Below are 22,503 nucleotides of genomic sequence, written 5' to 3'. Positions count from 1 at the left end.
GTTTTTAGGTCGATGTCGTGTTTTACAACTTCAAGTTTAAATGTTTTTTATTGGTTGATCTAAAACTCGGTAAACTCACTCACCAAGATGTCGGCCAAATGGACACCATATTCGTCTGTATTATGAACAGCGCAAAGGCGAAGACGACAACCCGACCATTGGCTTAGTGTTATGCAGTGAAAAAGCGAAGCGGCGGCGAAATACTCGGTGCTGGCCGACCAAAAACAACGGTTCAGTGCCAAATACTTACCCTACCTGCCAACTGAAGAAGAATTGCAGCGTGAGTTGCAGCGTGAGCGTTTATCTCTTGATAATTAAAAACGATTAAAAGGATTGTTCGATGCAGCAGGTTGGTTTGTACGAAAAGCTCATAACACAAGTCATTGAACAACGTTTGGATAAAAAGCGTTTTTATATTGGTCAGAGAACCTTAACGACAAATGAAGCATCCATCTGGCTATCGCGGTTTTTGTCAAACATTTTAGAGTTTGCAATTTCTTCTGTTCCATCAGGTGATGATCAATTGCAAGCTCAAATTGAGTTATCGAATCAGCTTTTACTTTGGCTAAAAAATCGAATTTCAGATGATGGCTTGATTGATGAAAACTTATTAAGTAGTCAAGGCAAAATACTCACTGCACTTTATGAGCTAGAAAATCCGGTTGCGGCTGACTTAAAAAAATACGTTGAAGACATTTTCCCTTTAACGGGTTTAACCCAGAGCGAATTGTTTAGCGGCAGTAATGCGGGGTTATCGCTTGAATCCGAGCTAAAACGCGAAATTTTGTCGGCGGATAAAATTTATTGGCTGGTATCGTTTATTAAGTGGGCAGGCATTCGCATTTTTCAAAAAGAGCTCGAAGCCTTTACGCGAAGTGGTCGCGAGCTAAAAGTCATTACAACCTCTTACATGGGGGCAACCGATGCTAAAGCGGTAGAATACCTTGCCAGCTTACCGAATACAGAAGTCAAGCTGAGTTATAACACCGACCGCGAGCGTTTGCATGCCAAAAGTTATTTATTTCTAAGGAATACCGGCTTTCATACAGGCTATATCGGTTCATCGAATCTATCGCGTTCAGCATTAACCAATGGTTTAGAGTGGAACCTGAAAATAACGGCCCAAGAAATTCCGCACATTATTCAAAAATCTCTAAGCACATTTGAAACCTATTGGGCATCAAATGATTTTGAGATTTTTGATGGAAAAGCGGAAAGCCAAATCAAGTTAAAGCAAGCACTCAGCGAAGCTCGAGGTATTACGGATGGTGGGGTAAAGCATTATTTTGACATCAAGCCTTTTCCCCATCAAATAGACATTTTGGAACAGCTTGATGTGGAGCGAAAAATCCATCAGCGTTATCGTAATTTGGTTGTAGCCGTGACGGGAACCGGAAAAACGTTAATTTCAGCTTTTGATTTTGCCCGTTTTCTTAAAACCAAACCGAATGCGCATTTTTTATTTGTTGCGCATAGAGAGGAAATCCTTAAACAAGCGAGTGAAGCCTATCAAGGCGTTTTAAAAAATGGCGCGTTTGGCGAATTATGGGTGGCTGGACATTTACCCGAGCACCACTGTCAATTGTTTGTATCGATTCAAACATTAAATAATCAATTAGATAATGTAAATTTAACGCCCGATTATTATGACTATATTGTCATCGATGAGGTGCATCACATCGCCGCGAACAGTTACCGCAAAGTGTTCAATTATTTTACACCACAGATTTTGCTCGGTTTAACCGCAACACCAGAACGTCATGATGGTGGTGATATTCTTGAAGATTTCTGTGGCGTTATTGCGGCAGAAATTCGATTGCCAGAAGCCATTAATCGCCGGCATTTGTGTCCGTTTCAATATTTCGCGATTGATGATGATACTGACCTAAGGCAAGTTAGCTGGAGCAGAGGACGGTATGATATTTCGCAACTGACTAACTTGTTCACTCACAACCAAGCCAGAGTGAATAAGATTTTGTTGAGTTTGCAGCAGATCGTCACAGATATTAGTCAGATGAAGGCGTTAGCTTTTTGTGTTAGCCGTGAGCATGCCACATACATGAGTCAACAATTTTTATTGAAAGGCATTAAAGCCGATGTTTTAACCAGTGATAACAGTCATGAACGGCAACAAAAGCAACAAGCGATTCGCAGTGGTGAAGTTAATGTGTTGTGTGTGGTCGATATTTTTAATGAAGGGGTCGATATCCCTGAAATTGATACGCTGTTGTTTTTAAGACCAACTGAAAGTTTAACGATTTTTCTGCAACAATTGGGGCGGGGTCTTCGTCTGTCGGAGGACAAGGACTGCTGTACCGTGCTCGATTTTGTCGGCAATTCACGCCCAGAATATGACTTTGCAAATAAATTTCGGGCGCTAATTGGCAAAACCAATCGTGCGATTTCTGACGAAATCAAGCAAGGTTTTCCTCATGCACCTTTAGGTTGCCGCATTGAGTTGACAAAACGCACTCAAGAAATGGTGCTCAGTCATATTCGACAAGCGACACTGAACTTGAATCGTTTGGTGTCGATGGTGAGGCAATTTCCACAACAAACCACACTCCCACTAACCTTGGGCAACTTCCTGAAATTAAATCCTCATATTGATCTTAATGATCTCTATAAACGCACTACGTGGACGGAGTTGATTGAGCATGCCAAAACCGGCGTGAATGAAGACTCGCCCAATGTTGCTTTGATGAAACAACTTGAGAAAGCCATTAAAACACGCATTTTGACCTGTGATGACCATCATTATTTGAACTTTCTTAAAGTGTTATGCGAATCGAATAGCACTGATAGCGTTGCGGATTCGCGTTTAATGTTGATGTTTCATTATGATTTTTGGCAGAAAAGTGGCATTGATTTGGGTTTTGAAACGCTTGAACAAAGTTTAGGTGCCATGAAAATACATTTGTGGCGAGAATTGTTATTGGATGTATTGGTTTTACAGCTCAAACAGATTAAACATGAACAGTTAACGATGCCGAATTTGCCAGAGGTATCACTGCGTTTGCATGCACGCTATGCGCGCGAGCAAATTTTGGTTGGGTTTGGCGCAACGACCTTTGAGCGCCAGCCGCCCGCTAGAGAAGGCGTTTTTGTTATTGCAGAGCAAAATATTGAGCTGCTTTTTGTAACACTGAATAAAAATGAAAAACAGTTTTCACCTACTACGATGTATCACGACTATGCGATTAATGAAAACCTGTTTCATTGGCAGTCGCAAAACAGTGCGCGCCCAGACCGCGGGCGGGGCAGCGAGTATATTCATCATCGTCAGCTCGGAAAACGATTGTTCTTATTTGTTCGCGAGCAAATCAAAGATGAGTTTGGGCGGACAATGGGATTTGTTAATTTTGGTGAAGTGGAATACGTTTCACATACGGGTTCGCAACCGATGAGTATTACATGGCGACTTAAAAACGCGATGCCGAGTTTTATGTGGCACGATGCGGCAAAGTTGGCGGTGGGTTAGTTATTGTTAATTTGATTTTTAGCAATAATTTGGGTTGGTTTAGTTTGCCGTTTCGTTATGTCAAAAACGGCATGACGATTGAGCAAAGCCTGTCGTTTGAGGTGTGGCCGTTTAAGATGGATATGGCGCGGGATTTAAACGCGATTTATAAGGTGTTGGATCAGGCGCATCCGTTATTACGTTTTTCTTGGAAGTCGGCCACCGAGCAGGAATTTAATCGCTCGCGGTTTCAGCATGAGCCGTTTGAGTTGTTGTGGTTAGCAGAATTTAAGTCGCTGAACGAGCAAATGAAAAAGGGCTATAAGCAGATTTTAAACGCACCACATAATCGCTTGTTGCCGGAGGTGGCGCATTTAAAAGCCGAGCGTTTAAAAGGCAAGTTACCGAATAAATTGGCGGAAAAAGCGCGCGCTGATATTCAAGCAGGCCTGGTTAATCGACGTTATGCGTTGGATCAAAAACGCTTGAGTGTGGATACACCGGAAAATCAGTTTATTAAGTACGCGCTTAATGCAGTCAGCCAGAAGTTGGAACAGATTAAGCAGAAGGTGAGGGTGCTTGATAATGCGGTCGCAAAACAGGACAAAGTTGCTGTTTTTAGTGATGCGTTCTACAAGAATTTGGATGGTCTGATTGCACCGTACCAAAAATTTAAGCGCTTCCCTTTGTTTAAAGAGGTTGGCGATTTTAAGGGTTTAAAATCAGAATCTTTGGTGTTACAACAAAAAACCGGTTATTCAGCGGTGTACCAGGCCTGGCATAAGCTGAAATATTATTTGGATGTGCTGGGTGATGATGCGGCGGTTTCGGTGAAAAACATTGCGGAGTTGTATGAAGTTTGGTGTTTTTTGCAGTTGGCGGATATTTTGAAAAACAAGTTTAGTTTTAAGCAGGAAGGAGCGAGCCCAAATCTCGTTGATGATATTGATCAGTTATATTTCGAGGATGCAACCAAAAAGAATAAAGACCGACAAGATCGTTTGTTTTTGTTTAGTCGGGGTGAAGGCACACAAGAAATTAAAATTGAACTCAAGCATGAATTTGCGATTGGTAAAAAGAACAAGTTTGCAAAAAATGAAAAGAGTGCTTACGTGGCTTGGATGGCGGAGCATAAGCCGGATATTTTTATGAAAGTGACCTTTGCCGATAAGCGTGAGTATGTGTGGTTGTTTGATGCCAAGTATCGGATTGACCCAGAAACAAATGGCAGCGACATGGTGCCAGTGGATGCGTTAGCGCAAATGCACCGTTATCGGGATGCGATTATTCACCAGCGTTATGAATTTGATCGCAATGGAAATGAAGTTAAGGTGTTATCACGCCCAGTTTATGGTGCTTATGCTTTGTATCCCGGTTATTTTAAAGACCAGAAAAAAGGTAAAAATCCCTACCACGAAGCGATTGATGAAATCGATATTGGCGCGTTTCCGTTTTTGCCGTCCAACGACAACACATGGTTGGTTGAGTTCTTATCTAAGCGATTAGGTGTTAAATCGCAACAGGTTTTTGATGATGCGAATGCCAAGGCGGCTGAAGGCGAAGGTGTTTACAGCACACACCTTAACAACCTTAAATCTGCAAAAATTTTTCCAAAAAACTATGTTCACTAAACGGTTAAGTGATGTCCACTTCCCCTAAAATGAGACAGCGATAAATAGAGTTTTCTGCGATCATTAACGCAGGAGACCGATATGCAACGAAGTAACGCGAAGCGATCAAAAATCACGATTTACCGAAATCCAAATCATCGCCATTCTTAAAGAATCAGATGCGGGACTAAAAGTTGAAGAAATCTGCCGCAAGCATGGTATCAGCAGCGCGACTTACTACAAGTGGAAGTCCAAATACTCTGGCATGGAAGCGTCGGATATTAAGCGCATTAAAGAGCTTGAAGAAGAAAATGCCAAGCTAAAAAAGCTGTTTGCCGATGTCAGCCTTGAAAACCATGCGATGAAGGAATTATTCGCAAAAAAGGGTTGGTGACAGCAGACAAAAAAGAGTGTGCCAAAACCCTAGTCAATTCGGGCTTGAGCATTCTCAAAGCCTGTTTACTGAAGGGGATAAGCCGAGCCAGCTTTTACCGTAAACAAAAAGACTGGCGTAAAACCGATGCTGCTGTCATTGATGCGATTAATCAAGTGCTGAAAAAATCACCGCGTGCGGGGTTCTGGAAGTGTTACGGTCGCATAAGGTTTAAAAACCATCCGTTTAACCATAAACGGGTTTACCGGGTGTACTGCCAAATGGGATTAAACCTCAAGCGGCGGACGAAACGCGTGCTTCCTAAGCGAGTTGTCCAACCACTTACCGTGCTCAATCAACCCAATCATAAATGGGCGTTGGATTTTATGCACGACACGCTTTATTGCGGCAAACGTTTTAGAACGCTGAATGTGCTCGATGAAGGTACACGCGAATGTTTAGCCATTGAAGTGGACAGCTCACTGCCTGCAGAACGCGTGGTGCGAACCCTTGAACAATTAAAAGAAGAGCGTGGTCTGCCAAAGCAAATCAGGCTGGATAATGGGCCAGAACTAATCTCGGCCAAGTTAACGGACTGGTGTGAGCAGCATGACGTTAAGTTGGCTTATATCCAACCAGGTAAGCCACAACAAAATGGTTTTGTAGAACGATTTAATGGCTCGTTCAGACATGAGTTTTTAAATGCGTATCTGTTTGAATCGCTCGATCAAGTTAGGGAGATGGCTTGGTTCTGGCGGTTAGATTATAACGAAGAACGCACCCATGAAAGTCTGGGTAATCTGCCACCGGCGGCTTATCGAGTAAAACTGGAAAACTCTACTTTACCAGTGTTTCACTAATGGGGAAGTGGACACCTTGAGCTGATGTTCAATACCATTACTTCGTCCAGTATTCGCCGTCTATTTGATTTGGATAGGTTGTTAACAGAACCTGAATGTGCAGATGGTCCGATTCAAAACATGATTGCGAATGAGCGCTTTATTGTCATTACGCCTGGTGTTGGGGGCGAGGCGGACACCCTGGCCATTAAGCTTCTTAAAGGGTTGATTTTCAATGCCATGATGTCGCGTGACAATATGCTCGCACCGATGGCCTATGTAGCCGATGAGTTTCAAAACTTTATTACGACAGATTCGGTGACAGGCGATCAAAACTTTTTGGATAAATGCCGCGTCTTTAGAGTGAGCTGTGTGTTGGTGACCCAAAGTGTCATGCATTTGAAAAATAAGGTGATGGAGCAGAAACCAATAGCGGGGAGGGCCGCTTTGGGAAGTTTGTTAATCAATTTGTCGAATAAAATTGTGATGCGAACCTCGGATAATGACACCAAAAGTGAATTAAAAAACTGGTTACCCTCGTCACCTAATGGGTCGGGTATGCATGTGGTGGATGCTAGACCCTTAATGACGTTAGGCTTGGGCGAGTATTACTTTAGCCGTGCAGATGGTCGCTGGGGGCGTGAGAAGGTGGTTTTAAGCCCCTCAGAGTTGGACCGTCCGCAACAGTGGGGAGCGTCACCGACCTTTTAGTGACTAAGGTGTGATTAAGAATAGTGCCCGCTGTGATTTAGGCGGGCCTGTTGTTTTGTCTTAGTCGATAAGTGAGAAAAAGCGATGACACATCTAGTTTTTGAGCAAAATCCTCAAGGGCGTGATTTTTTCATCAGCGACATTTTTGGGCATAAGCGCAAGTTCGAGCGCGCTCTAGCGCGTGTGGGCTTTAATGCTGACGCCGGTGACCGGTTGTTTTGTGTCGGTGATTTGGTTGATCGGGGTGAAGATAACTTGGAGATTTTAGGTAAGCAACTGCATTGGAACAGCTTTCATTCGATTATCGGCAACCATGAAGTGATGCTGATGGAGGCGTTTGAGAATAATCAGCAAGACCAAGATTTTGACATCTATAGTTTTGGGCGTTCTTCAACGGCACATGCGGCCAACGGTGGTAAGTGGTTTAGTATGCTTCGCCCGGCAACGCGTGAGCAGGCCGTCTGGGGCAGAGCTGTATTGCAAGATTTTTTAGCGGGTAGAGATGTTGCGCCAGTGAATGGTATTGATGCGGTGGTGCATGGGCATACGTTGGTAACCCAGCCGATTTAGGTGGCCAATCGGTTGTATATCGATACCGGTTTAGAAAGAGGTGAGCACACCATTCTGTCGGCAGAAGACGTGTGTGCGTATTTAAAGGCATAACAAGGCTTAACCCACTGAATCGGACACATACATGCGAGTGCAAGGTATGTAAATTGTAGTCATGTTCGCTAAAAAACGATATACTTTGCATTATTGGTAAGTACAGTTCTTAGTTTTATATAAAATGAAGAAGTATAGATGAAAGAAGTCTTGATTGAACAAAATCCGCATTGGACACAGCCCCCCAAAACCTATGCACACCGTGAAGCGCTAGCCAAGCTGGTCAGCTATTTGCCGCTTAAACACATCATCACCATTACCGGAATCCGGCGTTGTGGCAAAAGTACGCTGGCTAAAATGGCGATTAACCATCTAATAGAGCAGGGCACAGCACCGACCAATATTTTGTTTGTGAATCTCGAACAACCGATTTTTCTTGAATACCGCCATCAGCCGCAGTATTTGCAAACCGTGATCGACACCTACAAAACACTCTGCAATCCAAGTGGACGAATTTTTGTCATCTTTGATGAGGTACAATTTTTTGAAAACTGGCAAGTGTTCGTCAAATCCAAGTATGAAATTGAAGACATCAAATTTATCATTACCGGCTCCAACTCCTCGATGCTCTCAGCAGAAATCAACACGCTGCTCACCGGTCGGACGCTCACCCTTCATTTAACACCGTTTAATTTTCGTGAATATTTGCATTACAAAGGCATTGCACACGACACAGAAATCCAGCGCATCCAAAACCGCATTCAAATTGAAATCGCCAAAGAGGAATATCTCAATTGGGGCGGCTTTTATGAGGTGATGGAAACAAACGACCCGATTATCAAAAAAGACCTACTTAACAGCTATGCCAAAAACATTATTTACCGTGACATCGTGCCGCGCTTTAAAATTCGCCAAACCGAGATTATTGAACGCCTGTTTTATTACTTACTCGGTCAAGCAACGCAAACCCTCAACTATACCGAACTCGCCAACCTGTTTGAGATGAGCGATAAAAGCATTAAGGAATACATCAGCCACTTTGAAAACGTTTTCCTATTCAAACGCATCGATAATTTTCACACCAAGCCCAAAGAGCGACTAAAATCCGTCAAAAAACTCTATGTGCTCGACAACGGCTTTCTCCAGGTGGCACCGAAAAACAGCCCGGGGCTAGGGCAATCGCTAGAAAATTTAGTGTTCTGTCATCTGTACCAACAAAACCCTATGCTGACCTACCGAAAAGCGCAATATGAAGTCGATTTTTACAGCCAACAGACGCTCTACCAAGTGGCTTATCAGATCAACCAACCCAAAACCCAGCAACGAGAGCTCAACGCCTTCGCACACTTCAAGCAACCTAACGACCGGTGCGTGCTGATCACCTACACAGGTATTGAAATAGAACAAACGCCAGCGGACATTCAAGAGCAAAGTATCGATAATCTTTTACTTAATATAGACGAGTCCGAATAGCGGCACCTTCAACGCTTGCCTTCAATAGACTTAAATTTACGCATATATACTGCTTTTTACGCATCTTTCTTACTACCTAATTCTCGTTGAGAATCTCCAGTTAAATCAATGACATATATTGTAAAAACTGCTTTACAGGCACTGGTTTTTTCACTAGTGTGTGAATTTTTAGTCGATTAAAACTGGAGCTGAGCATGTTGATGATCTACATTTTTTTGGCGCTTATATCATTCACTGTTCTGGGATTCATTCTTGGCAGCATGTCTTTTGCGGCAGTTGAGCACAGGGAAAAACTAGCCGCACAAATTGAGCAGGGTGCGGTGGCGAGTTTGGATGAGGTGAACCATGCGCTGAATGAGCATATTATGGCCACCGCGACGATGGTGGTCGGTGGATTAGCAAGTGTGATTTTGGCGTTGATTTTGTTTAACAGCCATCAATCTTATGAAGCCAATAAACAGCAATTTGGGCAGTGGCTTGAGCAGACCTATCAGGTTACGGTGGATTATGAGTATGCCGATCGATGGGAGTGTTATTTGGATATGCTTCATTATCCCAAGCAAAATTCGTCTGCTACCGAGCCGCACCCGCATAACATTGCATGTAATACCGCAGGGTTTGAGCAAAAGAAGCAACAACTGGGTTTAGTGATGGCTGATGTGAAGCTTTTGCTGTGGGCGATTGGTGCGTTGCTGGGATTTAAAGCTTTTGTCATCGGTTTAGTTTGGCGACGTTGCTTTACGCTGCCGAAGCTGGCCTGGGCTAAAACGCACGCTCGGTTAAGGTGGTTGTAAAATTTATTTTGTGTGAGGTAGGGGAGAATCAGCCCTATCTAAATTCGCTGAGGGGTTATCCCCGACCGCGCCAAAGGTGCGCTACAAGCGTTTGATGTGGTCATTAGAGAGCAAAAACAGCACATAAAATAACCAGGCCTGGCTGTATAAAATTGGATACAATACGATGAAGCTTATTAAAAAATATCAACGCAATGGCAAGATTCCGTTTGATGAACGCTTTCAACAGATTAAAGACCCGCGCGCCAAAGCAAGAATTACCATGCGATTAGACCGGTTAGCCCAAGGCAATGCGGGAGATTACAAGCAGCTTGATGCCCAGATTTATGAATTACGAATTGATGTCGGCAAGGGCTGGCGCGTTTACTATACTCATGAAGGTGACGAAATTATTTTACTCATGTTGGTGGGTGATAAACCAAAACAATCCGATGATATACAAATACTAAGGAGCTGGTTAAATGAAAAAACTTGAGTCTGTACCCTATGATTCAGCGGATTACTTGAACACTGAAGAGGATGTTATGGCTTATCTCGAAGCCTGCCTAGAAGAAAATGATCCTGAGTTTTTTATCTATGCGCTTGGCGTGGTCGCACGTTCCAAAGGTATGACGGAAATTAGTCAGCGCACCGGACTGGGCCGCGAAAGCCTATATAAGTCATTCGGTGAAGGCAAGCATCCACGATTTGAAACCGTCTATAAGGTCATCAATGCACTCGGTTTAGAGTTTCGTTTACAGCCGCAAGCAAAGGGTGGCATCGGCTAAAATCTTGGAATCATTGATAAGTGTTTGATTTTATTGGTACGACCGAGTGGATTCGAACCACCGACCCCCACCATGTCAAGGTGATTTTGACGAATTTTTATAAACTCTTATAAAAGAAAATAACCTAAGTTTGTTTAAATATTTCAACAACTTACATGGAAAACTACCTTTCAAGGTTGTTTATTGACTTTTATATTCGTTGACCCTATATTGACCCTAGTTCTTAATTAGGGTCAAAATCATGGGTCTGTCTGCAAAAATATCAAACGCAATTATTGCCAAAGCCAAGCGTGAAAACATAGACGAAATTCACGATACAGAAATCAAGGGCTTTCAAGTCAGAATTGGAGCGCGCGGCGCAACTTATCGCTATCGCTACCTTAGCGTTTCCACGCAAAAACGCGGTGCCGTCACAATAGGAAAGTTTCCGGGCTTAAATGCTGACGACGCGAGAAAAGAGGTACAAAAGCTAATCGGCAAGATTGCAGCCGGTATTGACCCCGCAGCGGAGCGAGTAGAGAAAATTAAGAAAGCCAAACAGGAAAAGCAACAAACACTAGGGGCTTACCTTAAAGGCCGATATGCTCAATACCAAGCACGCAAAAAGTCTGGCACACAAACCATTCAAATGATTGAACGACACTTTAATGATTGGCTTGATCGCCCCATGAAAGAAATCAGTCGTGCCGATATTAAAAACTGGCAAATTGACCGAGAAGCAACCGGGTTACAGTTTGACACTATCAAACGAGTTTACGGCGCGTTTAAAACTATGCTGAATAACGCTGTTGAAGATGGGTTTATTGATACAAACCCGCTACCTAAAAAGTCACCCCTAGAACGCCCCCATTCTCAAGAGAGTAAAAAATCAACCGACGACCGGCGCATTTTGACAGAGCAAGAAATTAATAACTTGTTTAGTGGACTGAATCAGTTTAATGAAGAAATCAAAGCGCAGCGCCTTAACTCAATCCGCCACGGCAAGCCTAACCTGTTTGATCTATCAGCTTTGAAATATGCGCATTGGGCAATACCTTTTACCATGCTGGCATATTACACAGGATTGCGAACCGGAGACATTTACGGCCTTACATGGTCGGAGGTAAATTTAAACCTTAAAAGACTAACCAAAATTCCAGAAAAAACGAGGCACCACCCTAGCCCGATTGAGGTAAACCTAGACCTTAACGCTGAAATTATCGAAATGCTTAAATACTGGAAAGCCGACTTAAAAAAACAAGGAATAGAAAGCGATTGGGTTTTTCCAAGTCCTGTTACGGGTGCCAGAATGGATAAAAAAGCCCATGTTAAACCCTGGGTAAAAATTAAAAACCTGGCCGGCTTACCATCTGCACTAGATTTTTACGCACTTCGTCACAACTGGATCAGCACATTAGTGATGGCCGGCTTACCCCTTTTTACAGTTGCACGCATGGCCGGACATAAAACCACGTTAATGATTGAAAAGCATTATGGACACCTTTCACCAAGCGCGACAAAGGACGTTTTAGACATTTTTTCGAGAAATAATCAAAAATAATAAATGTTTTTAGTGATGTTTAGTTAGTATTGGTGATTATTAAATATAAATAGTTATGCAGTAATAAAAAATTAGGAAAAACCGCCAGAGGGTTTTAATAAAGACATTAAATAAAGTGAAGCCGTAAACACAAATACAAACAACTCAAACGGAGTATTTTTATTATGGCTAAGAAGTCTTTATTCAATCCTGAACCACACATTCCACAAAACGGCAAATGGCCTGAACGCTTGACAGATATTCAAGCAGCGGCCTTTATCAATACCACACCCTCAACCATTCGCATAAGCCGAACAACCGGTAAGCTTTGGGGCGTAACCGCTCCTCATTTCATTAAAATTGGATCGAGAGTCTTTTATGAACTTGAAGATTTAGAGTTGTGGATTAAAAACAATACCACTAAACAAATTTCAACCGCTGATAGCGCATTTTGCTAAGGGGCTGAAATGGAAAATAAAAAAGACCCGGTATTATGCGGGCCTAGTTTTAAAAGTTTGCATATTAATAATAACACACCTATTTCAATTAACGGTAATAATTCCTTTGCCATTTTATGGGCGCGTTGTTTCAATATTGCTAAACAAGGTTTATTGCTAGGCTACGAATATAATGATGTTTTTAGAGCCGTTGCACTTGTGGCCCATTGTGAACGCCAAACGCTGCATTTACTAGATGCACACATGATTGCACTTGAATCTATGAGATACGCGGCTAGGGAGGTGCGAGCATGATTAATTTTGCAAACATCGCCGAGCCTGTAGCAACAGCCTTGCTAGGTGAACCTAATCACAACCTTTCAAACGCTACTGAATTGCGTTGGGGTGCGCGAGGAAGCCTTGCACTAAATAGACAAAAGGGCGCATTTTATGACCATGAAAACGGCGAGGGTTATGGCGTCCTTGAATTGATTAAACGTGAAACCGGCGCCAATCCTAATGAATGGCTAACAAACCAAGGTTTTAAAGCGCCGGAGCCGGTAAACACGAACAAACAAGGCACCGGGCGAGCCATCGCATTTTATGACTATTGCAACGAGGTAGGCGAGTTAGTTTACCAAGTCGTTAGATTTGAGCCGAAAGACTTCAGACAACGCCGCCCCGATCCGACAAAGCCCACCGGTTGGAATTGGTCCGTTAAAGGCGTCGAGCCTTTGCCTTATCGCTTGCAAGAAATGGCCTCAAATCCTGGTGTGACCGTTTTTATTTGCGAGGGTGAAAAGGACGCAGACAACTTGGCCGCGCTTGGATTTTTGACCACCACAAACAGCGGCGGCGCTAAGAAAAACGGTAAAGGCTGGCCACCATCGCTTAACCGCTATTTTGCTGGCCGTGACGTGGTAATTTTGGCCGATAATGACGCGGCCGGGCGTGACCATAGCCGAGCCATTGCTTTGAGTCTTAGCGCCGCCGGCGTTGAAAAAATAAAACTGGTTGATTTGCCAGGCCTGGCGAACAAAGGCGACGTTTCCGACTGGATAGCCGCCGGCGGTACCCGTGAAAAAATGCTTGAATTGGTAAAGGCCGCGCCGATGTTCGAGGCCGCGCAACTACCCACGCCGGCGGCCAATGACAACCTAACCGACGTGCATACTATGCCACCGGTGCCACCCGGAACATGGCCGCACATGAGCGAAAAAGGTAAACCACTTAACACGATACCAAACCTAAATTATATGCTTAGGCACTATGGTTTTAATGTGCGTTATGACGTGATTGGTAAAGATTTAAAAGTAACCTACCCCGGCCAATCCGGTCTGGTTGATAACAGCCGCGCGGCGGCGATCAATACCGTTTTGAGTTTATGCGCGCTTAACGGATTACCAAAAACCGAGGCGGCCGAATTCCTTTTGAGTATTGGCGATCAACACCCAATTAACTCGGTCATGGAGTGGATCACGTCAAATCCTTGGGACGGCATCAGCCGGCTTGATGAATTGGCCGGAACGCTAACAACCAGGCCTGGTTATGATCGCAACCTTTTGCGCCTACTTTTGCGCCGTTGGCTTATTTCAGCCGTGGCCGCCGCTGCTATGCCGCATGGTTTTAGGTCTAAAGGCGTTTTGACTTTGCAGGGTCCACAATCCGCCGGCAAAACAGCCTGGTTTACTGCATTGGTCCCAGCGCAAAAGCGCGAACTGGTAAAAATTGACGCGATTATAGACCCTTACATTAAAGACTCGGTCATAAGCGCCGTTTCAAGCTGGATTGTTGAACTAGGTGAGCTAGAGGGCACGTTTCGTAAATCTGACATAGCGCGCCTAAAAGGTTTTATATCGGCCGATTATGACCAATTCCGCCGCCCATACGGACGCACCGAGGAAAAATACCCGCGTAAGACGGTATTTTGTGCAAGCGTGAACCCTAATGATTTTCTAGTTGATGACACGGGCAATAGCCGCTGGTGGACAATACCGGTTATCAGCGTGAACTATGAGCACCGCATAGATATGCAACAGCTTTGGGCCGAGGTTTACGAATGGTTTAAAGCGGGTGAACGCTGGTGGTTGGATCGTGAAGAAGAAAACTTGCTTGAACAGTCTAACGGCGATCACAAGCAAGCCGATCCAATCGAGGACCTTATTTTGACCGCGTTTGATATTGAAGCACCGCGCACTATGAAGCTAACGGCCACCGATGTTTTAATTAAAATCGGTTATGACCGGCCAACCAATGCACAGGCGCAAAAGGCCGCAACGATTCTAAAGGCCGTTTTTGGGCAGCCGCGCAGGGTTAAAGGCCGAACCTTTTACGAGGTGCCCAAACCCTGGCAGGATCAACCGCCGGCATATTCTGACGAGCAACCATACTAACTCCTAATAAGCCCGCTTCATGCGGGTTTTTTATTTGCTTAAAGGGTGCAGGCTACCCCCCCGCACCCATACCCCGCACCCATACCCCGCACCCATTGCAAACCCTTTAAATACCGGGATTTTATCTATAAAGGGGTGCAAGGTGCAGGGGTATTTTATTGAAACAAATATAAGGGTTATTGAACGGGTTACACATGATAGGTCGTCATTCTATATGGAAATGCCTACACCCCCCGCACCCCCGCACCCCTTAAAATGGCTGCAAGCCCCTTGATTACTGGGTTTGGCATGGGTGAGGGGTGCCAAATAACCCCGCACCTCTTTTAACTTAGTCCCGCTTCCCTTATCCATTCGAGCCGCCGCCTGGCGGTTGATTGATCCCTAAAAGCAAAAGGTACTCCTGAGGCGGGTACGGCCCTTGCGGGTGAACGGACTCGCGTTTCTTAACTTGTGCGTGGCATTTTTTTAACGCTTCCGTTTCAGCCAAACCGAGCCGCCACCACGCCACAAGCGCAGCGCAACCCACACCAAAGCACCGCAAAACCACAAAACCGCATGACGGGCTTTTAAATGCGTTTTAGCGGCATGAAAAAAAATTCAGTTTTTTTGCGATTTAGGAAATTTCGCCAGAGGCTTTTTGTGTGGGGTTGGCACAAAATGACACACAACAGCCCACTAACGGGCCATTTGAAACCAAGTACGAGAATTTAAACATGGCAACACTTGCAAAACTTTTGGAACACGGAAAACGCGCCGTCGCACGACCAGGCATTGAGCGTAACGATACTTTTATCGTCGATAAAAACCGCCGCAACCTAGCCGGCGTTAATGGTGCAATGAGTTTGGGCCGCGATCTTATGCCGGTATTCCTGGACGTTGAAAGCCGCATTTATGCGCCTGGCATTACAGCCCCGGCCGGCCAACAAACCACACTAGAGCGCAAACTTGCGGAAAATAGCCGCGTAATTGAAGCCGGCGCAAACTTGATTTTAATGCCGGAAAAAATGACGGCGATTGAATCCGGCGGCGTGGTTGGCTTCCGTCAAGAGCCGGGCCGTTTTGTAACAATCGAGCCGGCAAACTTCCAAGCGGTTGCACTTGATCCGCTAACCGGTGAGGGCGAAATTACCGCCGGCGCTATGCCGTCGAATGAGGCGATTATTAACCGCGACGCATTCACCCAGCGCGCAGCCCGCTTCACAATTAACCGCGCTACACAAAAGGCATTGGGTGATGGGCAACTATCGGCCGAACTGATGACAGCTATAGCTTTAGGCATTGGCCGCGCGGTTGATGCTGAATTGTTGGCCGCGATTGTAGCGACAACCCCCGCCGCCTTTAGCCTGGCGAATGCCGCCACTGCTGGCATTAAACATAATGAATTACGCGCCATTGTTGGCACGACCGGCGCCGGGGCGCAAATGATCGAGGGCGGGCTATACGCGGCTGGCATAAAGGGTGAATTCAGCGCCGCCACGACTGCAACAATCATAGGGGCGTATAGCCGCGCGGCGATTGCTTTGGGTGATGAAATCCTATTCCTTGCAGAGCGTACAGACGCAGCCGGTAATCTGGTTGTTTCATGTTGGTTTGATGTGCAAGCGCTATTGCCAGAGCCTGGCAAATTCTGGAACGTGGCGTAATGTTTGGCTGGCTATTTAAATCGAGCCAGCCACAAGCCCCAAAAGGCTTACCGGCTGACTTAACCGCCACGATTGATTCCGCTACGATCGTTTTTAGACCTGGAGCCGAGGACGGCGAAAGCCGCGCCATTGTGACAGCGCCAGGCCTGGGAGCATTCGTTTTTGATGGTATCAACGAGGCGGCCGCCCGCATAAGCAAAGCATGGCCGGAACTGGCACCAAACCAGGCTAAACGCGCCGCCTTGCTACTGGCAAGCCGTGTAGCCCAACGCAACCGGGGCGATTTTAAGCGAGAGGCCAGGCCTAGCTGGGTATTTGACGGATATTGAGGACGTTTTAACATGAACAAACCAGACAACCAGAAACGATCGCACCGCGTGGCTGTTCATTTAGATGATAAAACCGCGGAAGCTTTGAAACAGCACAAACAGCGACTTGAACAAGGCGGCCTAAGCGTAAGCATGAGCCAAACAGCCGCGCTATTAATTAACCGAGGCCTACAAAACCAGGCCTCTTAACCGAGCATAAACCCCAGCATTTTTTGTGTCTTGCTGGGGCGTTTTGCAGTCATTTCAGAAATGAAATGAAATCTCCTCTGATCGGCGGCCGTAAGGCCACCCTTGCCCCGAACCAGTTGTAAAGGCCGGAAGCCTGAAACCGCGCCGGGGCTTTTTTTATCCAAACTGGAGCGCGACAGCATGAAAACCAAACGCAAATTTAAACCAAACAACAAAACAAACCCGGCCCGCCGGATCGCTAACCGCAACAAACGCAAAGGCTTGCAGGTGACTTATGGAAACTAACAAAAGAGAAATTTGGGAAATTGACGCCGCGCAATTGGGCGAAATTTTGAATGTAACTGATCGCCGGATCAGGCAATTGCACGAACAAAACGAAATACCGCGCAACAAACGAGGCCTTTATGATGTAACCTGGGCCGTGCATTGGCAGGCCGGCAAACGAGCCCTTAATCAACACCGTGCGCGCCAATTTACACCCTTGCAACTCGTGGCAATTGGTTGGCTGGCGGCAATGATTGCGATTGATCCCGACAAGCTTTATCAAGATGACATCGACGCATTCACCGAAGCCGCCGCGCGCTGGGGCGTGACACCCGGAGGCGTAACGGGCTTACTTATGATCGCCGCCGCTGCTTTAGGTAAAACCTCGCGCTATGTGACGGGAGGCCGCGAAAATGCTTAGTTATGACGCTGAACGCACATTCGACGAACTTAAACAGCTTGAAGAAAACCTAAGAGCCGCCCGACGATCAATAAAATGGAACTACCGCGACGGCACGCCATACCGGCCCGAGGCGGTAGAGGCGGCCGATCAGTTGCGACATATCGGCGCCAGGTTAATGACGCTGTCAATTTGGATTAAACAAGATCAAGCCAAAATTGCCGAATTGCACCGTGCCGGGATTGGCGAACAATAATAAAGAGCCGGAATTATTACCGGCTTTTTTTATCACAAACCCTGATGGGTAAAATTTATAGCAGGAAAAAAAGTAGTCCGCCACAGTGCCATGTCTTCTACCCAAAAAGACCAAAGCCATTGAGATGGAGTTAGATAAAACTAACGTGTCTTCATTTGATTAAGTTGGGGCGTTTTAAAAGTTAGCTTTCTAAGCTATTTTTTGTGACCCTATTTTGACCCTAGAAATATTTTAGGCAAAATTGAAGATTGATCTAGGTTGGTAAGTGCTTGATTTATAACGGTTATTTGGTACGACCGAGTGGATTCGAACCACCGACCCCCACCATGTCAAGGTGGTGCTCTAACCAACTGAGCTACGGTCGTATATTTGGAAGTTATACGAAACTTGTATTTGGTACCAGTGGGCGGACTCGAACCGCCACGCTTTTAAGGGCACCGGATTTTGAATCCGGCGTGTCTACCAATTTCACCACACTGGCATGTGTTTTGTGTGGCGAATTATATGGACGCGGCTTAGCCTTGTCAACAACTCCCTTCGAAATTAGTTAAAATACTTGGTTTAAACTAATGCGGCAGCACAACAGGTTTTTTTATGATTCGTTTTTTAGTGACCATGAGTGCCTTCTTAATGGCTTTGGCCGTAGGTCTAGGGGCCTTTGGTGCGCATGGGTTGGCCAATGTTTTATCTGCTAAAGCCTTAGCTAATTGGCAAACGGCGGTGGATTATCATTTTATTCATGCTTTAGCAGGCCTGGTTTTGAGCTTGTTGGCCTGGCGCTGGCAAGATCAAGCAGGGCGAGTACTCCCCTGGATTGTTATGATGCTCTTATTAGGCATTTTACTATTTTCAGGCAGTCTTTATCTTTGGGCGCTTACCGAGATCAAATGGCTGGTGTTTTTAACGCCATTAGGCGGTCTAGTCTGGTTGGTGGCGTGGACACTATTGGCTTACCAGGCCTGGTTTCGCTTCAAATATTAATTTTTGCTTGTTGTTTTTAAAGGTGTCTGTATAATTTTAGCGCTTAAGTTTTAAGTATTTTTATTTAACCTCGAATTAACAATTGGTAGTGAGTATGCAAGTATCTGTCGAAAAACCTGAACAAGGCCTTGAACACAAAATGACCGTGACCTTTCCATCGGATGAGTTCGATGCCAAGGTTGAAAAACGTCTTGCCGAAGTGCGCCGCACGGTAAAAATGGATGGCTTCCGTCCTGGTAAGGTGCCTTTAGCGATGGTGAAAAAGCGTTACTCAGGCCAAGTTCGTCAAGAGATGCTTGGGGAAGCACTTTATGATGCGTTTTTTAAAGCCGCAGACGAGCAAGCCGTAAATGTTGCTGGTTACCCTGAATTTGAAAAAGTTGACATTAACGAAGGCAAAATTGAGTTTACGGCTAAGTTTGAAGTGTTCCCAGAAGTGGCTTTACCTGATCTTGCTGCCCTTGAACTTGAAGAAGTAAGTAGTGAAGTGACTGACGCCGATGTTGATGCCATGATTGGTCGTTTGCAAGCACAGCGTTCGGCATGGAAGCCAGCCGGTGCGGCTAAAAAAGCCAATAAGGGTGAGCAAGTTATTATCGATTTCGTTGGTAAAATCGACGGTGTTGAATTCGATGGCGGTAAAGCAGAAAACGTACCTCTAGAACTTGGTAGCGGTCGTATGATTCCAGGTTTCGAAGATGGCATTCTTGGAATGAAAAAAGGTGAGCAGAAAACGATTGATGTGACCTTTCCTGAGCAATATCCAGCAGAGCATTTAAAAGGCAAAACTGCTCAGTTTGATATTACTGTACATTCAGTGCAGACCAAACAAATGCCTGAGCTTGATGAAGAGTTCATCAAGTCATTTGGCGTGGAAGCGGGTACTGAAGAAGCTTTGCGCGCAGAAGTGCGTGACAATATGGAGCGCGAGCTTAAGCGTACATTGGATGTTAAAAACCGTCAGGCTGCTTTTGACGCGTTAGAACAAGCGACCGAGTTATCTATTCCAAAAGCGTTAGTTGCTCAAGAAGCCCAGTCGATGCTTGATCAATACATGCAACGTTTAGAGCAACAAGGCATGCCAAAAAATCAAATGCCTGGTTTAACTGCAGACATGTTTAGCCCTGATGCAGAACGTCGTGTTAAGTTAGGTTTGGTCATTGCTGATTTAGTAAAAGCAAACAACATTGAAGCTTCACCTGAGCAGTTGGATGAGTTTATTGCGGACCAGGCTTCAGCATATGAAGACCCGGCTGAAATTAGAGAGTGGTATGATCAAAACCCAGAGCGCTTAAGCGAAGTGAAGGCGATTATTGTTGAGTCGAATGCGGCTAAGCATATCCTAGCGCAAGCTAAAGTGACCAAGGTGTCTAAAGCATTTGACGAAATTGTGAGTCAAAAAGCGTAAATAACATAGCCCTCCTTTGATTGGAGGGGTCTAAATGTACTCAGCCCCGTGATTCTTTTGCGCAAAAGACTCCGGGGCTGTTTTTTTTATGGGCTGTAGCGGCTAATATAGATTACGATATTAAATAGAGCTGATGAATGTCGGCTATTTTAAGTTTGTTGAAGGAAGGTAAATGGATCACTCTAATATTATGAATGCTTTGGTGCCGATGGTAGTGGAGCAAACAAGCCGTGGTGAGCGTGCATTTGATATTTATTCACGTTTATTAAAAGAGCGGGTTATTTTTTTGGTAGGACCTGTTGAAGATCACATGGCAAATTTGATTGTGGCTCAAATGTTATTTTTAGAGTCTGAGAATCCAGAAAAAGATATTCACCTTTATATCAATTCCCCTGGTGGGAGTGTAACGGCCGGTATGGCTATCTATGACACGATGCGCTTTATTAAGCCAGATGTATCCACCATGTGTTTAGGCCAGGCAGCCAGCATGGGCTCGTTTTTATTGGCGGCAGGCGCGAAGGGTAAACGTTTTGCGTTACCTAATTCAAGGGTGATGATTCATCAGCCTCTGGGCGGTTTTCAGGGACAAGCAAGTGATTTTGAAATACATGCGCGTGAAATTTTATTTATAAAAGATAAGCTTAATAAAGCACTGAGTGAAAATACCGGTCAGCCGCTTGAGGTCATTGAGCGAGATACGGATCGCGATAATTTTATGAGTGCTGAAAAAGCAAAAGAATATGGCTTGATTGACCAAGTGCTAGCTAAGCGCGGTTAATGCCAAAGGGAGTATTTATGTCTGAAAAAACCTTGTATTGCTCTTTTTGTGGCAAAAGCCAAGATGAAGTTAAAAAGTTAATTGCTGGCCCATCTGTCTATATTTGTGATGAATGCGTGGAGTTATGTAACGATATTTTGCATGAAGAGTTTGGTGAGCCGGCTGCGGCTACCTTTGATCTTGAGAAACTGCCTACGCCACGTGAGATCAGCGGTATTTTAGATGACTATGTTATTGGGCAGCAGCACGCTAAAAAAGTATTGTCAGTGGCCGTTTATAACCACTATAAGCGTTTACAGCATGGTCATGCCCAAGACGAAGTTGAATTATCAAAAAGTAATATTTTGTTAATTGGTCCAACGGGTTCGGGGAAAACTTTATTGGCGCAAACTTTAGCACGTTTGTTAGATGTACCTTTTGCCATTGCTGATGCCACGACCTTAACTGAAGCGGGCTATGTGGGTGAAGACGTTGAGTCGATTGTACTTAAGCTCTTGCAGCGTTGTGATAATGATCCGCAAAAGGCGGAGCGCGGTATTATCTATATTGATGAAATTGATAAGATTACCCGTAAATCAGAAAACCCTTCCATTACGCGGGATGTGTCGGGTGAGGGCGTACAGCAAGCCTTATTAAAACTGATCGAAGGAACTCAAGCGGCTGTGCCACCTCAAGGCGGTCGTAAACATCCGAACCAAGAAATGATTTATGTCGATACCTCGAAAATATTATTTATTGTCGGCGGCGCGTTTGAAGGGCTTGATCGTGTCATTGAGCAACGGATGCAACAAAATACCGGTATTGGTTTTTCAGCCGAGGTGAAGGATCCATCGAAAAAAGCTGCCATTAGTAAGTTGTTTGAAAACATTGAACCGCAAGATCTTAATCGTTATGGGTTGATCCCCGAATTTGTAGGGCGTTTACCGGTCATTGCTTCATTAACCGAACTAGATGAAAAAGCCTTGATTCAAATTCTGACTGAACCTAAAAATGCGTTAGTTAAACAGTTCCAAAAGATGTTTGCGCTTGAGGGTGTTGAGTTAGAAATTCGTAAGGATGCGCTGCAAGAAATTGCTAATCTTGCTATTACTCGTAAAACCGGCGCACGTGGTTTACGCTCTATTATGGAAAAGATTTTGCTCGATACCATGTATGAGTTGCCAGGCATGAGTGATGTGCAGAAAGTGGTGATTAATAAAGCGGTTGTTCAGGGTAAAAAGCCACCTATTCTCGTTTATGAAGATGCGGTTAAAACTGTGAATAAATAATAAAGGGG

General features: G+C 44.8%; 24 protein-coding genes and 2 tRNA genes. 23 read left to right on the top strand and 3 right to left on the bottom strand.

Annotation, left to right across the window (positions count from 1 at the left end; all coding sequences use genetic code 11):
- Positions 1–17 precede the first annotated feature (17 nt).
- The 17 genes from THIAE_RS11005 (at position 18) to THIAE_RS10805 (ending at position 17,140) form a co-directional block, all read left to right on the top strand.
- Positions 18–167, top strand: coding sequence for a PDDEXK nuclease domain-containing protein (locus THIAE_RS11005; RefSeq protein ID WP_204205734.1), 150 nt, complete (start codon positions 18–20; stop codon positions 165–167).
- Positions 168–340: 173 nt separating this feature from the next.
- On the top strand, positions 341–3,481 hold the full coding sequence (locus tag THIAE_RS05755; protein ID WP_006460458.1) for a DUF3427 domain-containing protein: 3,141 nt from the start codon (positions 341–343) through the stop codon (positions 3,479–3,481).
- Positions 3,448–5,091 (top strand): DUF2357 domain-containing protein, encoded by a 1,644-nt coding sequence (locus THIAE_RS05750; RefSeq protein WP_006460457.1) that lies wholly within the window; start codon positions 3,448–3,450, stop codon positions 5,089–5,091. Before THIAE_RS05755 ends, THIAE_RS05750 begins: the two co-directional genes overlap by 34 nt.
- A gap of 79 nt (positions 5,092–5,170) precedes the next feature.
- A protein-coding gene (locus THIAE_RS05740; protein ID WP_157868726.1) for an IS3 family transposase occupies positions 5,171–6,303 on the top strand; the annotation gives its coding sequence in 2 pieces (ribosomal slippage) (positions 5,171–5,438 and positions 5,438–6,303; 1,134 coding nt in all).
- A 24-nt stretch (positions 6,304–6,327) separates the two neighbouring features.
- Positions 6,328–6,993 carry a P-loop NTPase family protein gene (locus THIAE_RS05735; protein WP_006460455.1) on the top strand — a complete coding sequence of 222 codons (666 nt, stop codon included), beginning with the start codon at positions 6,328–6,330 and terminating at the stop codon, positions 6,991–6,993.
- A gap of 84 nt (positions 6,994–7,077) precedes the next feature.
- Positions 7,078–7,563 (top strand): metallophosphoesterase, encoded by a 486-nt coding sequence (locus THIAE_RS10575; protein WP_006460454.1) that lies wholly within the window; start codon positions 7,078–7,080, stop codon positions 7,561–7,563.
- Between the two features lie 231 nt (positions 7,564–7,794).
- Complete coding sequence (locus THIAE_RS05725) at positions 7,795–9,069, top strand: ATP-binding protein (protein ID WP_006460453.1); 1,275 nt, start codon at positions 7,795–7,797, stop codon at positions 9,067–9,069.
- A 194-nt stretch (positions 9,070–9,263) separates the two neighbouring features.
- Complete coding sequence (locus THIAE_RS05720) at positions 9,264–9,863, top strand: hypothetical protein (protein ID WP_006460452.1); 600 nt, start codon at positions 9,264–9,266, stop codon at positions 9,861–9,863.
- 166 nt (positions 9,864–10,029) lie between these two features.
- The gene (locus THIAE_RS05715) at positions 10,030–10,338 is read left to right on the top strand and encodes a type II toxin-antitoxin system RelE/ParE family toxin (RefSeq protein ID WP_006460450.1); all 309 of its coding nucleotides are present in this window, start codon (positions 10,030–10,032) and stop codon (positions 10,336–10,338) included.
- Positions 10,325–10,630 (top strand): addiction module antidote protein, encoded by a 306-nt coding sequence (locus THIAE_RS05710; RefSeq protein WP_006460449.1) that lies wholly within the window; start codon positions 10,325–10,327, stop codon positions 10,628–10,630. Before THIAE_RS05715 ends, THIAE_RS05710 begins: the two co-directional genes overlap by 14 nt.
- 241 nt (positions 10,631–10,871) lie before the next feature.
- A complete protein-coding gene (locus tag THIAE_RS05700; RefSeq protein ID WP_006460448.1) occupies positions 10,872–12,170 on the top strand; it encodes a tyrosine-type recombinase/integrase in 1,299 nt (432 codons plus the stop codon).
- A 164-nt stretch (positions 12,171–12,334) separates the two neighbouring features.
- Complete coding sequence (locus THIAE_RS05695; RefSeq protein WP_006460447.1) at positions 12,335–12,607, top strand: DNA-binding protein; 273 nt, start codon at positions 12,335–12,337, stop codon at positions 12,605–12,607.
- Between the two features lie 9 nt (positions 12,608–12,616).
- A complete protein-coding gene (locus THIAE_RS05690) occupies positions 12,617–12,901 on the top strand; it encodes a hypothetical protein (RefSeq protein WP_006460446.1) in 285 nt (94 codons plus the stop codon).
- Positions 12,898–14,979 (top strand): VapE domain-containing protein, encoded by a 2,082-nt coding sequence (locus THIAE_RS10570; RefSeq protein ID WP_006460445.1) that lies wholly within the window; start codon positions 12,898–12,900, stop codon positions 14,977–14,979. The genes THIAE_RS05690 and THIAE_RS10570 overlap by 4 nt, the downstream gene beginning before the upstream one ends.
- 713 nt (positions 14,980–15,692) lie before the next feature.
- Complete coding sequence (locus THIAE_RS10565) at positions 15,693–16,622, top strand: hypothetical protein (protein WP_157868700.1); 930 nt, start codon at positions 15,693–15,695, stop codon at positions 16,620–16,622.
- The gene (locus tag THIAE_RS05670) at positions 16,622–16,951 is read left to right on the top strand and encodes a hypothetical protein (RefSeq protein ID WP_006460443.1); all 330 of its coding nucleotides are present in this window, start codon (positions 16,622–16,624) and stop codon (positions 16,949–16,951) included. Before THIAE_RS10565 ends, THIAE_RS05670 begins: the two co-directional genes overlap by 1 nt.
- Before the next feature lie 12 nt (positions 16,952–16,963).
- Complete coding sequence (locus tag THIAE_RS10805) at positions 16,964–17,140, top strand: hypothetical protein (protein ID WP_006460442.1); 177 nt, start codon at positions 16,964–16,966, stop codon at positions 17,138–17,140.
- Here the strand turns inward: THIAE_RS10805 and THIAE_RS05665 are convergent.
- Complete coding sequence (locus THIAE_RS05665; RefSeq protein ID WP_157868699.1) at positions 17,137–17,388, bottom strand: hypothetical protein; 252 nt, start codon at positions 17,386–17,388, stop codon at positions 17,137–17,139. The genes THIAE_RS10805 and THIAE_RS05665 overlap by 4 nt on opposite strands.
- Before the next feature lie 26 nt (positions 17,389–17,414).
- Between THIAE_RS05665 and THIAE_RS05660 the strand changes: the two genes are divergently transcribed.
- Together THIAE_RS05660 and THIAE_RS05655 are read left to right on the top strand one after the other, a co-directional pair.
- Positions 17,415–17,825, top strand: a complete 411-nt coding sequence (locus THIAE_RS05660; RefSeq protein ID WP_006460441.1) for a hypothetical protein — start codon at positions 17,415–17,417, stop codon at positions 17,823–17,825.
- A complete protein-coding gene (locus THIAE_RS05655) occupies positions 17,818–18,060 on the top strand; it encodes a hypothetical protein (protein ID WP_006460440.1) in 243 nt (80 codons plus the stop codon). The genes THIAE_RS05660 and THIAE_RS05655 overlap by 8 nt, the downstream gene beginning before the upstream one ends.
- 288 nt (positions 18,061–18,348) lie before the next feature.
- On the opposite strand, the gene THIAE_RS05650 is transcribed toward THIAE_RS05655, so the two are convergent.
- Both THIAE_RS05650 and THIAE_RS05645 read right to left on the bottom strand, forming a co-directional pair.
- Positions 18,349–18,425, bottom strand: a tRNA-Val gene (locus tag THIAE_RS05650).
- 29 nt (positions 18,426–18,454) lie between these two features.
- A tRNA-Leu gene (locus THIAE_RS05645) sits at positions 18,455–18,541 on the bottom strand.
- A gap of 113 nt (positions 18,542–18,654) precedes the next feature.
- Here THIAE_RS05645 and THIAE_RS05640 point away from each other — a divergent pair.
- The 4 genes from THIAE_RS05640 to clpX all read left to right on the top strand — a co-directional run bounded on the left by THIAE_RS05640 (position 18,655) and on the right by clpX (position 22,495).
- The gene (locus THIAE_RS05640; RefSeq protein ID WP_006460439.1) at positions 18,655–19,041 is read left to right on the top strand and encodes a DUF423 domain-containing protein; all 387 of its coding nucleotides are present in this window, start codon (positions 18,655–18,657) and stop codon (positions 19,039–19,041) included.
- Between the two features lie 94 nt (positions 19,042–19,135).
- Positions 19,136–20,449 (top strand): trigger factor, encoded by a 1,314-nt coding sequence (tig, locus tag THIAE_RS05635; RefSeq protein WP_006460438.1) that lies wholly within the window; start codon positions 19,136–19,138, stop codon positions 20,447–20,449.
- Positions 20,450–20,621: 172 nt separating this feature from the next.
- Positions 20,622–21,227, top strand: coding sequence for an ATP-dependent Clp endopeptidase proteolytic subunit ClpP (gene clpP, locus THIAE_RS05630; protein ID WP_006460437.1), 606 nt, complete (start codon positions 20,622–20,624; stop codon positions 21,225–21,227).
- A gap of 17 nt (positions 21,228–21,244) precedes the next feature.
- The gene (gene clpX, locus THIAE_RS05625) at positions 21,245–22,495 is read left to right on the top strand and encodes an ATP-dependent Clp protease ATP-binding subunit ClpX (RefSeq protein WP_006460436.1); all 1,251 of its coding nucleotides are present in this window, start codon (positions 21,245–21,247) and stop codon (positions 22,493–22,495) included.
- The last annotated feature ends 8 nt before the right edge of the window (positions 22,496–22,503 follow it).

Source organism: Thiomicrospira aerophila AL3 (genome assembly GCF_000227665.2).
Classification (GTDB): Bacteria; Pseudomonadota; Gammaproteobacteria; order Thiomicrospirales; family Thiomicrospiraceae; genus Thiomicrospira; species Thiomicrospira aerophila.
This window is presented reverse-complemented; position numbering and strand designations above follow the sequence as displayed.